The sequence below is a fragment of the Bradyrhizobium sp. AUGA SZCCT0158 genome, from assembly GCF_018130065.1.
Taxonomy (GTDB): domain Bacteria; phylum Pseudomonadota; class Alphaproteobacteria; order Rhizobiales; family Xanthobacteraceae; genus Bradyrhizobium.
The window spans coordinates 476,603-492,196 of sequence record NZ_JAFCME010000001.1 but is presented as its reverse complement, the minus strand read 5'-3'; the positions used below and the strand labels follow the sequence as shown (position 1 = coordinate 492,196).

11 protein-coding genes are annotated in these 15,594 nt (G+C 63.6%); all 11 read left to right on the top strand.

Annotated elements, in window-relative coordinates; translation table 11 throughout:
- Positions 1-24 precede the first annotated feature (24 nt).
- The 11 genes from ccmE (at position 25) to JQ574_RS02070 (ending at position 15,239) form a co-directional block, all read left to right on the top strand.
- A complete protein-coding gene (gene ccmE, locus JQ574_RS02120; protein WP_192734309.1) occupies positions 25-510 on the top strand; it encodes a cytochrome c maturation protein CcmE in 486 nt (161 codons plus the stop codon).
- Complete coding sequence (locus tag JQ574_RS02115) at positions 507-2,489, top strand: heme lyase CcmF/NrfE family subunit (protein WP_212205488.1); 1,983 nt, start codon at positions 507-509, stop codon at positions 2,487-2,489. Before ccmE ends, JQ574_RS02115 begins: the two co-directional genes overlap by 4 nt.
- Before the next feature lie 4 nt (positions 2,490-2,493).
- Complete coding sequence (locus JQ574_RS02110; protein ID WP_212205490.1) at positions 2,494-2,994, top strand: cytochrome c-type biogenesis protein; 501 nt, start codon at positions 2,494-2,496, stop codon at positions 2,992-2,994.
- A 287-nt stretch (positions 2,995-3,281) separates the two neighbouring features.
- Complete coding sequence (locus JQ574_RS02105) at positions 3,282-4,298, top strand: PAS domain-containing protein (protein ID WP_249119023.1); 1,017 nt, start codon at positions 3,282-3,284, stop codon at positions 4,296-4,298.
- Between the two features lie 417 nt (positions 4,299-4,715).
- Positions 4,716-6,824: a methyl-accepting chemotaxis protein gene (locus JQ574_RS02100; RefSeq protein WP_212205500.1), complete on the top strand. Its 2,109-nt coding sequence runs from the start codon at positions 4,716-4,718 to the stop codon at positions 6,822-6,824.
- On the top strand, positions 6,824-7,228 hold the full coding sequence (locus JQ574_RS02095) for a hypothetical protein (protein WP_212205502.1): 405 nt from the start codon (positions 6,824-6,826) through the stop codon (positions 7,226-7,228). The genes JQ574_RS02100 and JQ574_RS02095 overlap by 1 nt, the downstream gene beginning before the upstream one ends.
- 194 nt (positions 7,229-7,422) lie before the next feature.
- Complete coding sequence (locus JQ574_RS02090; protein ID WP_212205504.1) at positions 7,423-7,944, top strand: DUF1993 family protein; 522 nt, start codon at positions 7,423-7,425, stop codon at positions 7,942-7,944.
- A 308-nt stretch (positions 7,945-8,252) separates the two neighbouring features.
- Entirely contained in the window at positions 8,253-9,857 is a 1,605-nt protein-coding gene (locus JQ574_RS02085; protein ID WP_212205513.1) for a Do family serine endopeptidase, read from the top strand.
- 291 nt (positions 9,858-10,148) lie between these two features.
- Entirely contained in the window at positions 10,149-10,829 is a 681-nt protein-coding gene (locus JQ574_RS02080) for a response regulator transcription factor (protein WP_192734724.1), read from the top strand.
- The gene (locus JQ574_RS02075; protein WP_212205515.1) at positions 10,813-12,279 is read left to right on the top strand and encodes a HAMP domain-containing sensor histidine kinase; all 1,467 of its coding nucleotides are present in this window, start codon (positions 10,813-10,815) and stop codon (positions 12,277-12,279) included. The genes JQ574_RS02080 and JQ574_RS02075 overlap by 17 nt, the downstream gene beginning before the upstream one ends.
- Positions 12,276-15,239, top strand: coding sequence for a bifunctional [glutamine synthetase] adenylyltransferase/[glutamine synthetase]-adenylyl-L-tyrosine phosphorylase (locus JQ574_RS02070; protein WP_212205517.1), 2,964 nt, complete (start codon positions 12,276-12,278; stop codon positions 15,237-15,239). The genes JQ574_RS02075 and JQ574_RS02070 overlap by 4 nt, the downstream gene beginning before the upstream one ends.
- The last annotated feature ends 355 nt before the right edge of the window (positions 15,240-15,594 follow it).

Here is a 15,594-nt window from a genome sequence, read left to right as displayed (position 1 = left end):
CATGCAGGGAACCAAAGGATTATCATGACGCGCAAGCAGCGGCGTTTGACCATGATCGGCGGTTCGCTCGCGGTGCTCGCGGTGGCGGCGGCGCTGGTGCTGAACGCGATGCGCGATTCCATCGTGTTCTTTTCCACCCCTTCGATGGCGGCCGAGAAACAGATTCCGGCCGGCAAGCGCTTCCGCCTCGGCGGCCTGGTGCAGCCGGGATCGCTGGTGCGCGGCGACAATCTGGCGGTGAATTTCAGCGTCGCCGACGGCAGTGCCGTGCTGCCGGTTGCTTATAAGGGAATCCTGCCCGACCTGTTCCGTGAAGGGCAGGGCGTCGTCGCCGAGGGCGCGATCGACGCATCGGGCGTGTTCAGGGCCGACACCGTGCTCGCCAAGCATGACGAGACCTACATGCCCAAGGATGTCGCCGACGCGCTGAAGAAGCAGGGGCACTGGAAGGACGATTATGGCGCCAAGCCGAGCGCTTCGGCGGCGCCGACGCAGGGGGCGCCTAAGTGATCGCGGAAGCCGGACATTACGCGCTGGTGCTGGCGCTGGCGCTGTCGCTGATCCAGTCGACGGTGCCGGTCGCCGGCGCGCGCTGGGGCGATGTCGCCTTGATGAACGTCGCGCGCTCCACGGCGCTGGCGCAGTTGCTGTTCGTGGCGGTGTCGTTCACGGCGCTGGTGATGCTCCATGTCTCATCGGATTTCTCCGTCGCCAACGTGTTCGAGAATTCGCACTCGACCAAACCGCTACTCTACAAGATCACCGGCGTCTGGGGTAATCACGAAGGCTCGATGCTGCTGTGGGTGGCGATCCTGGCGCTGTTCGGCGGTCTCGTCGCGGCGTTCGGCAACAATCTTCCGCTGTCGCTGCGCGCCCATGTGCTGGCGGTGCAGGGCTGGGTCGCGGCCGCGTTCTATCTGTTCATCCTGATGACCTCGAACCCGTTCCTGCGCATCGCCACGCCGCCGATCGAGGGCCGCGATCTCAATCCGGTGCTGCAGGACATCGGCCTCGCCGTGCATCCGCCGATGCTCTATCTCGGCTATGTCGGCTTCTCGATTTCGTTTTCGTTTGCGGTCGCGGCCCTGATGGAGGGGCGGATCGATGCGGCCTGGGCGCGCTGGGTGCGGCCCTGGACGCTGGTGGCGTGGATATTCCTGACGCTCGGCATCGCGATGGGCTCGTACTGGGCCTATTACGAACTCGGCTGGGGCGGCTGGTGGTTCTGGGATCCGGTCGAGAATGCCTCGCTGATGCCGTGGCTCGCCGGCACCGCGCTGTTGCATTCCGCTGTCGTGATGGAGAAGCGCAATGCGCTGAAGGTCTGGACCATCCTGCTCTCGATCCTGACCTTCTCGCTGTCGCTGCTCGGCACCTTCCTGGTGCGATCGGGCGTGCTGACGTCGGTGCATGCGTTCGCGACCGATCCGACGCGCGGCGTGTTCATCCTCTTGATTCTTTGTTTCTTCATCGGCGGCAGCCTGACGCTGTATGCCTGGCGCGCATCGACGCTGAAGCAGGGCGGGTTGTTCGCGCCGATCTCGCGCGAAGGCGCGCTGGTGCTCAACAATCTGTTCCTGACCACGGCTTGCGCGACGGTGTTCGTCGGAACACTGTATCCGCTGGCGCTGGAGGTTCTGACCGGCGACAAGATTTCGGTCGGCGCGCCGTTCTTCAATCTGACCTTCGGGCCGCTGTTCGTGCCGCTGATGATGGCGATGTCGTTCGGGCCGCTGCTGGCGTGGAAGCGCGGCGACCTGCTCGGCGCGGCGCAGCGCCTGACGGCGGCGGGCATCGCCGCGCTGGTCGCGATTGCGGTGGCCTATGCGTGGACTTACGGCGGCAGCACCTTTGCACCGCTTGCGATCGGGCTTGCGATCTTCGTCATCGCCGGTGCGATGTGCGATCTCGCCGAGCGCACGGCCTTGTTTCGCGCCCCCTTTGCGACCGCGATGCAACGCGCGCGCGGCCTGCCACGGGCGACCTGGGGCACCGCGTTCGCGCATGCCGGCGTCGGCGTGGCCCTGATCGGGATCGTCTGCGAGACCACCTGGAACAGCGAATATATCGGCACCTTGAAGCCGAACGAGGTCGCCCGGGTTGCCGGTTACGAATTGAAGCTCGACGGCGTCACGCAGCGGCAGGGACCGAATTATCGCGAGATGATCGCGCAGTTCACGGTTCGTCTCGACGGCGAGAAGCTCAGTGTGATGTCGCCATCGAAGCGCAATTTCACGACGCGGGGATCGTCGACAACGGAGGCCGCGCTGCTGACGCGCGGCGCCAGCCAGCTCTACATCTCGCTCGGCGAGAGCACGAACGAAGGCGCGGTCGCGGTGCGCATTTATCACAAGCCGCTGGTGCTCTTGATCTGGTGGGGCCCTGTGCTGATGGCGTTTGGCGGCCTGCTGTCGCTGTCGGATCGGCGCTTGCGCGTCGGCGCGCCCAAGCCCGCGAAGGCTTCGCGAGCGTTGCAGGCCGCGGAGTGATCCATTGAAAGCGCTCCTGGTCTGCACATTTGCCGCGTTTCTCTTGATCGGATGCCCGGCGGCCTACGCGGTGCAGCCCGACGAGATCATGGCGGACCCGGGCAAGGAAGCCCGCGCGCGCGACCTGTCGCGCGAGCTGCGCTGCATGGTATGTCAGAATCAGTCGATCGACGATTCCGAAGCGCCGCTGGCGCGTGACCTGCGGCTGCTGGTACGCGAGCGGATTGCGGCCGGCGACAGCAATTCGCAGGTGATCGATTTCCTGGTAGCGCGCTACGGCGAATTCGTGCTGCTGCGGCCGCGGTTCAACCCGCATACGCTGGTGCTGTGGCTGTTGCCGCCGCTGGCGCTCGGGGGTGGCGGACTGGCGCTATGGATCTACAGCCGGCGCCGTTCGAGATTCCCGGGCAGGGAAGATCAAGGCTTGCTCAAGCTGACGGCCGAGGAAGAGGCCCGCCTGGAGCGGCTGATCGCTGCGAACTCCTCACCGGACAAGCCGATTTAGTTGCGGCGAGAGGTGCCTCTGCTGGTCTCGAGCCCGAACGCAGGGGACCTCGGCAACCATTCCCGGGTGTCCTCTGTCCGATAGCCGACACATCACACCAACATTTTCGTGGTGACCGGCCTGCGCGCCCGATGGGTGAGGCGGGAGGTCGCACTTCGACTGCAAAGAAGTCCGACTGGTAAAATTGCAATCCGACCATGTTCAATTAGTGGTAGAAATACCGTGTCGAGGTTCGAATGATTGTGCTATCCTGATACCTGTTAGAATAGTTGCAGAGGAATTTAAGATTGAGCCAGTTCGAGGGCGACCTCGGGGCGACTGACACTTTTCGGTTTCTTGAAGAGAAGCTTGGTGCGGGGATCTGGCGCTATGACGTTTTAACGAGGCAGATGCTTTGGTCGCGCGGCTTCCATGAATTGCTGGGACTGAATCCCGGCGTGATTAGTCCGTCGCTTGAGGAATTCAATCAGAGAATTCACCCCGACGATCGCTCCTTGAGGCGTGACGTCGGCGACATGCTGCTCGACGGTCTGCCGCTCGATCGCGACCTTCGTATCATCAGGCCGAATGGCCGGCTGCGCTGGGTTCACGACCAGGCCGAGATGTTGCTCAACGAGGCCGGTGAGCCCGCCAGGATAATCGGCGTTACGCTCGACATTACCAAGCACTACGAAACGTTGCAGCCACTCCGGGCCGGCATCGAACGCCACGATGCGTTGATCAAGGCGATAGAAGGTCTGGTGTGGACCGCGAGTTCCGACGGCCGCATCACCTCGCTGCCGAACTGGAAAGCAGCGGGGCAAGACGGGCCGCGGCTGGTTCACGGGAATGGCTGGGTCGACCTGTTGCATGAAGAAGAGCGCGATGCCGCGCTGAAAAGCTGGTCGGTCGCGGTCGAGACCGGGCGGCCTTACAAGGTTGAGCATCGTTTGCTGCAACCCGGCGGTTCTTACCGGTGGTTCAGATGCAGCGCCGTGCCGATCCTGAATCCGGAGGGCGGCATTCAGGAGTGGATGGGCGTGTCCACCGATGTGCATGACCAGAAAGTGTTGGGTCTCACCGCCCCGCCGTCCCGACTCACCGGCGCTCAAATGCGCGCAGCGAGGGGAATTCTGAACTGGTCCGTGAGGCGGCTTGCCGAGCAGGCGGGCGTGTCGCCCGGCGTGGTGCGGCGGCTGGAAGAATATGACGGCGCTTTGCCGGTATCCGACGAATCGCTGGAAGTGTTCCGCAAAGCACTATCGGATGCGGGGGTGGAACTGCTGTTTCCGCAAGTCGGCAAGCCCGGCGTCCGGCCGCGATAATTGCAGAAGGTCCGCATGTGCACGTTCGCATTGCGGCGCGCGCCGCCTGGCGCGCGGACGTTCGGAACCGCTGTTCCGATCCTGGGTTCGAGTGTTCAAGTTCGTCGCCGCATTGCGACGCCTTCTTCCTATATCGCCAGGGTGGAAAAAATTTGTAGTTGCATGGCGTAAATCACCCGCCAAACTGCAATTTTTGCATCTTGTTTCGCAGCGCGTGCGCATTTTTTGTAACGCGCCCACCGCATTGGTGAAATTTTGCTTAACGGCATTCCAATTATTTTCGTTAACGATACGCCTTGCGCTTCGATGCACCCGGGAAAGGACATGCAGAGGACGACGGAATTCGTCGCGAACGGGCAAGTCTGATTTCAAACCGCACGGCGTCGGATTTGAGCATAAATTTGGAGATATCCATTAATGCCATTCATTTCAGGACTTCGCATCCGCGGTCGCCTTATCGCTGGCTTTGCAGCCGTTTGCGCGATCATCGCCACGGCTGTTGGATACACGGTATTTGCCGTCGGCGGGGTCTCCACGATCGTCGATCGCATGGTGAACCTGCGCACCCCGGTGGCACTCGAAAGCACCGAGATGGTTGGCAATCTTTATTCCACATTGGCAACGTTGCGCGGCTACCTGTTGACGGGCAACCCGCAGGGCAAGCTCGATCGCATGGCGATGTGGAAGGAACTGGACAGCACCGTCGCCGCCTTCGACAACAAGGCTGTGCATTTCACCAACCCCGAGAACCAGCGCAAATGGTCCGAGGCCAAGGCATTGCTCGCGGAGTTTCGCGCGGCCCAGGACAAGGCCGAAGCGATCGCCTTCACCACCGACGCGCTGCCGGCGACCAAGGTCCTGCTGACCGAAGCGGGTCCTCGTGCCGAGACCATATTCTCGGAGATCACCAGGATGATCAACGAGGAGGACACCCTGGAAGCAACGCCCGAACGGAAGAAATTGCTCAAGGCGATGGCCGATACGCGCGGCAATTTCGCGGCCGCCACGGCCCAACTTCGCACCTATCTGTTGTCGGGCGACAAAAGCGACAAGGAGAAATTCGTCAAGCCTTGGGAACTGTTCGAAAAGGGCTTTGCCGCCGTCAGTGTCCAGAAAGGCCTCTTGAGCGCCGGTCAGCTGGCTTCGTTCGACAAGATCAGCAAGGCGCGAGCGGAATTTGCACCGCTTTACGAGAAGATCTTCGGGATCCGGGAGTCCGCGCATTGGAACGTGCCCGTCGCAATTCTCGTCACGGAGGCGGCGCCTCGCGCGCTCAAGATTCTCGATTTGCTTGACGGACCCAAGGGGGCTGACGGTACCCGCTCAGGAGGCATCAAGACCAACCAGAAGAAGATGCTCGCCGAAGAGGCGTCCGCGGTACAGGCGAGCATAGCGTTCCTGACGGCGACGCTGTGGGGGCTGCTTGCAGTGGGCCTCGCGGCCGGCGCGATCATTGCGCTTTTCACGGCGCGCTCGATCGCCACGCCGATCCAGGTGATCACGGGAACGATGGGAAAGCTCGCAACCGGCGACACATCGGTGAGCGTGGCGGGGGTCGAACGCACCGACGAGATTGGCCAAATGGCGGGCGCGGTGCAGGTCTTCAAGGACAACATGATCGAGGCCGACCGGCTGCGCTCCGAGCAGGCGGACGCGGAGAGGCGAGCCGTCGAGCAGCGCAAGGCCGACATGTACAAGCTCGCCGACCAGTTCGAGAACGCAGTCGGCGAGATCATCGAGACGGTGTCGTCGTCGTCGACCGAACTGGAAGCTGCGGCCAATACGCTGACCAGGACCGCGGAGCATACCCAGGAGCTTTCGACCATGGTTGCGGCTGCTTCGGAGGAAGCATCGGCGAACGTTCAATCGGTGGCGTCCGCCAGCGAGGAGATGGCCTCGTCGGTCAACGAGATCAGCCGCCAGGTGCAGGAAGCCGCCAGGATTGCCGGCGACGCCGTGGAGCAGGCACAAACGACCAATGATCGCGTCCATGCGCTGTCCCAGGCCGCTACCCGGATCGGCGATGTCGTCGAACTGATCAATACCATTGCCGGACAGACCAATTTGCTGGCTCTGAACGCCACCATCGAAGCGGCGCGGGCCGGAGAGGCGGGACGCGGCTTTGCGGTGGTCGCATCCGAGGTCAAGGCGCTCGCCGAGCAAACGGCGAAAGCGACCGGCGAGATCAGTCACCAGATTGCCGGCATTCAGACCGCGACGCAGGACTCGGTGGCGGCGATCCAGGAGATCAGCGGAACGATTGGCCGGATCTCGGAGATATCGGCGACCATTGCGTCCGCTGTCGAAGAGCAGGGCGCGGCGACCCAGGAGATCTCCCGCAACGTTCAGCAGGCAGCGCAGGGCACCACGCAGGTGGCTTCGAACGTGACCGACGTGCAACGCGGCGCCAACGAAACCGGGTCTGCCTCGTCGCAGGTGCTTGCGTCGGCGCAATCGCTTTCCCTCGAAAGCAACCGCCTCAGGCTCGAGGTAGGTAATTTCCTCAGCACGGTGCGGGCGGCGTGATGACCCGTTCGACCCCGAGGGCGGACAATCAGAATATTGTCCGCTTGGAAATGAAGGCAAGGGTGGTGCCATCTGCAACTCAACCGTTGGATAACTCAGCCAACATTGCTGAAACATCTGCCGATGCCAATGGGGCCGACGCCGACCCTTTCAAGGAAGCAAAAGCTGAAATTGCCCGGACCGAGCGTACGTGCGAAACGCTGCGTCAGGGCATCGATACAATGCAGCGAGGACTGGAGACACTTGCGGGCGTCGTTGGAGGCCTCAAGGATTGCGAGGCGCGTGAGAGGCTTCAGCATCAGTTGGACTTGATGAACAAGTTGCTGTTGCTGCGACTGGACCAGCTCAGCAGCGTAGATCGTTTGCTGCAGGTCGCACTTGATCGCGCCCGCCGTCCAGGATAGCGCGGGAAGCCTCAGTCCCGTCTCGATGACATGGGTATCGACGGCACACGCTGACGTCCGATAAAGACGCCTGCCGGAGCGCCTGATTGCGGCGGAAACCTCGCCGGAAAGCCGGCCTTGGGCATCCTCGATTGCAAGCGGAGCAGTTTCCGCTAAAACCTCTGGGTAACAAAAAACGCCCCGGGGAAACCGACATGGTTCTTTCGCTCTACGACGCCAGCGTGGCGAACTATCTGCAAACCCTCGGCGCGGTCAGCGGCTTCCTCGACCGCGCGCTGAGCCATTTTGAAGAGAACAACATCGATCCGGAAGCGATCGTCGAGACGCGGCTGGCGGCGGACATGCTGCCGTTCCGCTTCCAGATCATTTCCGTGGTCCAGCATTCCCGCGGCGCCATCGAGGGCGTGCAGCAGGGCCTCTTCAATCCGCCGTCGTTCAAAACCCCGTTCAACTTCGCCGGCTTGCAGGCGCATGTGACGCAGGCCCGCGACGCCTTGTCGGCGCTGACGCCGGAAGCGGTCAATGCGCTCGCTGGCCGCGACGTCATCTTCGCGCTCGGCGATCGCAAATTGCCGTTCACGGCCGAAGGCTTCCTGATGTCGTTCTCGTTGCCGAACTTCTATTTCCACGCCACCACGGCTTACGACATCCTGCGCACCAACGGCGTTCCGCTCGGCAAACGCGATTTCATGGGCCGCTTGAAGCTGAAGACCTGAGGGCCCAGCAGGAGCGAGAAACGCATTCATTTGTGCGGTGCGCAGGTAGCGATTTACTTAGAGTTCCGAGATGCGGAACGGGGTCCGGTTTTTTCCGGACCGGGCAGGGGCTGTCACCTTCCAAAAACGCCACATTCCGCCCCGCTAAGCCCTTGGATTGCCTGCGCTAAACTGCCGCAGCCATAACCGCCTCCATTACAAAAGTTTAATTCCCTCGCCAGCGCGCGGTAAGGCGCCAGACCCCATCTTCCGTCCTGTCAGGTGCTCGCCCCCGCACCGTCGAATTCTGGATCTGGAGATTTCTGAAAATGACTGAACGTCCCGTCGATCTTTCCTCGCTTCCGTCCTACGGCGCTCCGCGCCGCTCCCTGTTCTCGGCGCGCAAATTCGCGCTGATGGCGTCTGTCGTCGCCGGTCTCGGCGCCGCGGTTTATGGTTTCAGCCCTTCGTCGGGCCCGGTCGATGTGTTCACCAGCGCGGCGCACGCGCAGGTGAACAATGAAGTCCGCAAGGTTGAGCGGCCGATCGGCTTTGCCGACATCGTCGAGCGCGTGAAGCCGTCGGTGATTTCGGTCAAGATCAACATCGCCGAGAAGGTTGCCAGCAAGGACAAGGACGACAGCGCCAACCGGGACGACGACACGCCGTTCCAGCCGGGCTCGCCGATGGAGCGCTTCTTCCGCCGCTTCGGTGGACCGGATGGTTTGCCGCCCGGCCTGCGTGGTAACCCGCGTGGCGGCCGTGGCCCGGTGACCGGCCAGGGCTCCGGCTTCTTCATCTCGCCTGACGGTTATGCCGTGACCAACAATCACGTCGTCGACGGCGCCGACAAGGTCGAAGTCACGATGGACGACGGCAAGAGCTACACCGCCAAGGTGATCGGCACCGATCCGCGCACCGACCTCGCGCTGATCAAGGTCGCCGGCCGCACCGACTTCCCGTTCGCTAAACTGTCCGACTCCAAGCCGCGGATCGGCGATTGGGTGCTCGCGGTCGGTAATCCGTTCGGCCTCGGCGGCACCGTGACCGCCGGCATCGTCTCGGCTTCCGGCCGCGACATCGGCAACGGTCCGTATGACGATTTCATCCAGATCGACGCGCCCGTGAACAAGGGCAACTCGGGTGGACCGGCATTCGATACCGCCGGCGAGGTAATGGGCGTCAACACCGCGATCTATTCGCCGTCCGGCGGCAGCGTCGGCATCGCGTTCTCGATTCCCGCCTCCACGGTAAAAAGCGTGGTCGCCCAGCTCAAGGACAAGGGCTCCGTCGCGCGCGGCTGGATCGGCGTCCAGATCCAGCCGGTGACCGCTGATATCGCCGACAGCCTCGGCCTGAAAAAGGCGGAAGGCGCGCTGGTGGCGGAACCGCAGGCCAACGGTCCGGCGGCCAAGGCCGGCATCGAATCCGGCGACGTCATCACCGCGGTCAACGGCGAGACGGTCAAGGATGCGCGCGAACTCGCCCGCACCATCGGCGGATTGGCGCCGGGTGCCGCGGTTAAGCTCAACGTGCTGCATAAGGGCCAGGACAAGGTCGTCAACCTCACGCTCGGCCAGTTGCCGAACACCGTTGAGGCCAAGGCCAGCATCGACGATGGCGACAAGGCCAAGCCGAACAAGGGAACTGACGTGCCGAAGCTCGGCATGACGGTTGCCCCCGCCAACAGCGTGGCGGGCGCCGGCAAGGAAGGCGTCGTGGTCACCGAGGTCGACCCGAAGAGTGCGGCGGCCGAGCGCGGCTTCAAGGAAGGCGATGTGATCCTCGAAGTGGCCGGCAAGAGCGTCGCTACCGCTGGCGAAGTGCGTGATGCGATCAACGCCGCGCGCACCGACAACAAGAGCAGCGTTCTCATGCGCGTGAAGAGCGGCGGTTCGTCGCGGTTCGTGGCAGTGCCCGTAGCGAAGGGTTAAATACGAGATGGAGGGTTTCGCCGGCAACAGTCGCCCCCGCCGACGGCTCCTTCCGGGGAGCGGGTGCAAAACTCGCTCCCTCCAGCTACCTTTCGATGGAATACGCCCCCCTCTGTCGGAAGGGAAAAGGGCGGCGGGGTCCCCCAGCCTCGCCGCCCGCTTTTTTGACTTTCAAACACAAATAATTGCGCGGGTTCCCCGTTGCCTTGCATCGGCATGCGCCACGCGCCATGGTGAGAAAAGGCCCACAACGTGAGCACAACCGCTTCTCAGACCGCAACCGCCTCCCAAATGCGCCTGTTGATCATCGAAGACGACCGCGAGTCCGCCGACTATCTGGTGAAGGCGTTCCGTGAAGTCGGATATATCGCCGATCTCGCCAGTGACGGCGAGGAGGGGCTGTCGCTCGCCGACAGCGGCGATTACGACGTGCTGGTGGTCGACCGCATGCTGCCGAAGCGCGACGGCCTGTCGTTGATCGGCAGCTTGCGCGAAAAGGGCAACCGCACGCCGGTCCTGATCCTCTCTGCGCTCGGCCAGGTCGATGACCGCATCAAGGGCCTGCGCGCCGGCGGCGACGATTATCTGCCAAAGCCCTATTCATTCGCCGAGCTGCTGGCGCGTGTCGAAGTGCTGTCGCGCCGCCATGGCGGTCCAGCGGAAGAGACCACCTACAAGGTCGGCGATCTCGAACTCGACCGCCTGTCGCACCGCGTCGCCCGCGGCAAGGACGAACTGACCTTGCAGCCGCGCGAGTTTCGCCTGCTCGAATATCTGATGAAACATGCGGGGCAGGTGGTGACGCGCACCATGCTCCTGGAAAACGTCTGGGATTATCATTTCGATCCGCAGACCAACGTGATCGACGTGCATATCTCGCGGCTGCGCTCCAAGATCGACAAGGGTTTTGAGCGGCCCTTGCTGCATACGATCCGCGGCGCCGGATACATGATCCGTGACGGCATTCGGTAAACTGATCCGCACCACGGCGTTTCGCCTGACGCTGGTCTATCTGTTTCTGTTTGCGCTGTTTGCCGCCTCGTTGCTGGGTTACTTCGCCTGGAATACGCGGCGGATGATCAACGAGCAGATCACCGCGACCGTCAATGCCGAGATCGCCGAGATCGAGACCATCTACGAACGCCGCGGTCTGCAGGGCCTTGCCCTTACGCTCGGTCGCCGCACGCTGCGGCCCGGCGCCAACCTCTATCTCGTCACCACGCCGGCGGGAACGGCGTTCGGCGGCAATGTCGAATCGCTCTCTCCGGGCGTGATGGCTTCCTCAGGCTGGTCCGAGACGGCGTACCGCCGGCTCGACGAGCAGGACACCGCCCACCATCGCGCGCTGGTTCGCGTCACCCAACTCAACAACGGTTTTCGGCTGCTGGTCGGCCGCGATCTCGATGAGCGAAGGCGGCTGTTCGGCATCGTCGCCAAGGCCGCGCAATGGTCGCTGCTGGTCGTCATCGTGCTCGGCCTCGGCGGCGGCATCTTCGTGGCGCGGCGGGTGTTGCGCCGCATCGACGCCATGACCGGCACCACCCGGCGCATCATGGCCGGCGATCTTTCCGGCCGGCTGCCGGTCGGGCGCAGCGGCGACGAACTCGATCGTCTGGCGGAAAACCTCAACGCCATGCTGGAGCGGATCGAGGCCCTGATGATGGGCCTGAAGGAAGTCTCCGACAACATCGCTCATGACCTGAAGACGCCGCTGACGCGGCTTCGCAACCGCGCCGAGGAGGCGTTGGCGAGCTCCGGCAGCGAGGCCGAATACCGCGCCGCGCTGGAACGCACCATCGAGGAATCCGACGGCCTGATCCGCACCTTCAATGCGCTGTTGATGATCGCACGCGCCGAGTCCGGGCAGGCGCGCGGCAACATGGACGATTTCGACGCCGCCGACGTCGCCAAAGGCATCCACGAACTCTATGAGCCCTTGGCCGAGGACGACGGCCTGACCCTGCGCGTCAAGGCGGCACCCTCAGCCCTGCACGGCAACCGCGAGCTGATCAGCCAGGCGCTGGCCAATCTCGTCGAGAACGCGATCAAATACGGCAAGCCGGACCCTGCGGTGCAGCCGCTGGACGCCGCCGTGGCGGCACGTTCCAAAGAAATCCTGATCGAGGCGCGGCGCGAGGGCGATTCCGTGCTGCTCAGCGTTACCGATCACGGCCCCGGCATTCCCGAGGGCGACCGCAAGCATGCGGTGGAGCGCTTCGTGCGGCTGGAAGCCAGCCGGACGCTGCCCGGTTCCGGCCTTGGCCTCAGCCTGGCCTCAGCGGTGGCAACCCTGCATGGCGGCGAACTGCGGCTCGGCGATGCGCATCCGGGCCTGGTCGCGACGCTGGCCATTCCGTCGCGCGCGGCCTCCGGTGACAGGCTTGCGGCTCAAACGCCGGATGTGCCACAGAAGGTGGCATGAACTCATCCGCGCCGGGCAACGCGGAAGGACAGGGCCTCGCCGCACGCTTCGTGGACGGGCCGCATGTCTCCGCTTCCAGCAATGCCGAACAGATCGTTTCAGCCTGGCTCTCCGAACTGGAGCCGGCGCAGTCGGCTGCGCTCGAGGCCGTGCTGACGCAGCCGTTCGCCCGGCGCATCCTGCTCGGGACTGCGGAATTCTCGCCCTATCTGTTCGACCTGATCCGCGCCGACGCCGCGCGGCTGATCCGCCTCTTGGCGTGCGACCCGGAGTCGCACCTTACCTCGCTGATCGCGAAAACCACCGACGACGTATTCAATGCGGCCAGCGAAGCCGACGTGATGCATCTGCTGCGCCGCATGAAGGCGGAAGCCGCACTGATGACCGCGCTGTGCGACATCGGCGGGGTCTGGCCGGTGATGCGGGTGACGGCTGCGCTGACCGATCTCGCGGTCGCTTCAGTGCAGGCGGCGTTGCGGTTCCTGCTCCGCCAGGAAGTCGTGCGCGGCCGGATGAATGCGGCCAACCCTGACAAGCCCGAGGAAGGCTGCGGCCTGATCGTGCTGGCGATGGGCAAGATGGGCGCAGGCGAATTGAACTATTCCAGCGACATCGACCTGATCGTGTTCTTCGATCCGGCAGCGACCTCGCTCGTCGGCGACATCGAACCGGCGCCGTTCTTCGTGCGCGTCACGCAGGCGCTCGCACGAATTCTGCAGCAGCGCAGCGGCGACGGCTATGTGTTCCGCGTCGATCTGCGGCTGCGGCCCGATCCCGCCTCGACGCAGGTCGCGATGTCGACCGACGCGGCGCTGCATTATTACGAGCGGGAAGGGCGCACCTGGGAACGCGCCGCGATGATCAAGGCGCGGCCCTGCGCCGGCGATCCCAAGGCCGGCGAGGCGCTGATTGCCGAACTGGCCCCGTTTGTCTGGCGCAAGCATCTCGACTTCGCCGCGCTTGCCGACGTCCACGACATGAAACGGCAGATGCAGACCTATCGCGGTCAGAGCGAGATCTCGGTCGAGGGCCATAACGTCAAGGTCGGCCGCGGCGGCATCCGCGAGATCGAATTTTTCGCCCAGACCCAGCAATTGATTGCCGGTGGCCGGCATCCGCATTTGCGGGTGCGGCCGACGCTGCAGGCGTTGCAGGTGCTGGCGACCAGCAACTGGATCACGTTCCAGGCGCTGGAAGAACTTACCATCGCCTACGAATATCTGCGCCGCGTCGAACACCGCTTGCAGATGATATCCGACGAGCAGACCCATGCGCTGCCGGACGATCCCGATGCCGTGGCGCGTTTTGCAAACTTCTTCGGCTATGAAAGCCGCGCCGCCTTCGCGAAAGATCTGCTAGGGCACCTCAACATCGTGCAGGGGCACTACAGCAAGCTGTTCGAGGGCGACCCGACCGGCACCGTGAAACTGCCCGACGTCAATTACGGCGCGGGTCCAGAAGACAAGCGGCTGCTCGACCATCTCGGCTCGCTCGGTTTCAAGAAGCCGGTCATGGTCGCCGGCACGCTGCAGCAATGGATAGCCGGCGATTATCGCGGGCTGCGTAACGAGGCCACCAAGAGCGCGTTCATCGAATTCATCCCCGGCCTGATCGACGGCCTCGCGCATGCCGAGGACCCCGACGATGCCGTGGCGGCATTCGACCGCTTCCTGGGCGCCTTGCAGCGCGGCGGGCGGTTGATCTCGCTCTTGAGCCAGAATCGCGATCTCGTTGCACTGGTGGCGCTGATCCTCGGCGCGGCGCCGCGGCTCGGCGACATGCTGGCGCGCCAGCCGCAGATCATGGACGGGCTGATCGACCCGCGCTTCTTCGGCGCGATGCCGGACCAGAAGGAATTGTCCGCACGCCTCGCGACGACATTGAAGGACGCGGATTCCTACGAGGACTTCCTCGACCGTCTCAGGTTGTTCGGCCAGGAAAGCCTGTTCCTGATCGGCACGCGCATTCTTTCAGGTACCGTGTCGGCGCAGCAGGCCAGCGTCGCCTTTGCTGATGTGGCCGAAGGCATCGTGCACACCGTGCATGGCCTCGTCACCGACCAGTTCGCGACCCAATATGGCAGGATCAAAGGGCAGGAGACCGCGATCCTCGCGATGGGCCGGCTCGGCAGCCGCGAGATGACGGCGTCCTCCGATCTCGATCTGATCCTGCTCTATGATTTCGACGAGGAGCATCCGGATTCCGACGGCGAACGGTCGCTGCACGGCGCGCAGTATTTTGCGCGGCTGACCCAGCGCCTGATCTCGGCGTTCACGACGCGGACCAATTACGGCGTGCTCTATGACGTCGACATGCGGCTGCGCCCCTCGGGCCGCGCCGGCCCGGTGGCGTCGCGGATCGATTCATTCGCCGACTATCAGGAACGCGAAGCCTGGACCTGGGAGCACATGGCGCTGACACGCGCGAGGGTGATCTCGGCATCGCCCGCGTTCCGCAAGAAGATCGAGGACATCATCCGCGGCGTCTTGGTCCGGCCGCGCGATCCCGCCAGCACCGCCGGCGACGTCGCCGACATGCGGCGCGCGATCGCGCTGGAAAAGGGCGAGGACGACATCTGGGACCTGAAACTGGCCGCGGGCGGTCTCGTCGATATCGACTTCATCGCGCAATATCTGCAGCTGGCTTATGCGGCCGAGAAGCCCGAAATCCTCAGCGTCTCGACGCTGCAGGTGCTCGACAACGCAGCGCGCTCAGGCGTGCTGCCGCAAGCCGAAGCCGAAGTGCTGCGCTCCGCGACGCGGCTCTATCACGACCTGACCCAGATTTTGCGTTTGTGCGTGAACGGCAAGTTCAACCCGGAAACCGCAGGTGAAAACCTGCAGCGCGTGATGGCGCGCGCCGGCGACACCCCGGATTTCTCGACGCTGCAGGCGAGGGTAAGGGAGACGGAGGCCGAGGTGAGGCGGGTGTTTCTGGCGTTGGTAGGTGGCGGTTTGTAGGGCGGATTAGCGTAGCGCAATCCGCCGCTTTTGCTGGTCGGCGGTTGCGCCTTCGGCTTAAATCCGCCCTGTACGGGCTGTAAAGATAAAGCGGACACAGAACCTTCACACGCGGCTAAGCGCTTGGAGGAGGCATGGCAAATTGGACTGCACGTATCATAGCAATCTTGCTGGCGGGCGTTCCTGGCGTTGCGAACGCGCAGGCGAACTGCGAAGCGATGCCGCGCGGACCGGCGCGCACCGATTGTTACCTTAGCCTGAGTGAGTTCTACCGTAGACAATCGGATTTTGCCGCCGCCAAAGCGCACGCGCAGTCAGACGCCGCGTGGTATCGGGCAATGACCGGAACAGACCC

Coding starts and splice junctions, on each gene's coding strand:
- ccmE (WP_192734309.1), top strand. CDS start 25: ATGACGCGCAAGCAGCGGCGTTTGACCATGATCGGCGGTTCGCTCGCG.
- JQ574_RS02100 (WP_212205500.1), top strand. CDS start 4,716: ATGCCATTCATTTCAGGACTTCGCATCCGCGGTCGCCTTATCGCTGGC.
- JQ574_RS02095 (WP_212205502.1), top strand. CDS start 6,824: ATGACCCGTTCGACCCCGAGGGCGGACAATCAGAATATTGTCCGCTTG.
- JQ574_RS02090 (WP_212205504.1), top strand. CDS start 7,423: ATGGTTCTTTCGCTCTACGACGCCAGCGTGGCGAACTATCTGCAAACC.
- JQ574_RS02085 (WP_212205513.1), top strand. CDS start 8,253: ATGACTGAACGTCCCGTCGATCTTTCCTCGCTTCCGTCCTACGGCGCT.
- JQ574_RS02080 (WP_192734724.1), top strand. CDS start 10,149: ATGCGCCTGTTGATCATCGAAGACGACCGCGAGTCCGCCGACTATCTG.
- JQ574_RS02070 (WP_212205517.1), top strand. CDS start 12,276: ATGAACTCATCCGCGCCGGGCAACGCGGAAGGACAGGGCCTCGCCGCA.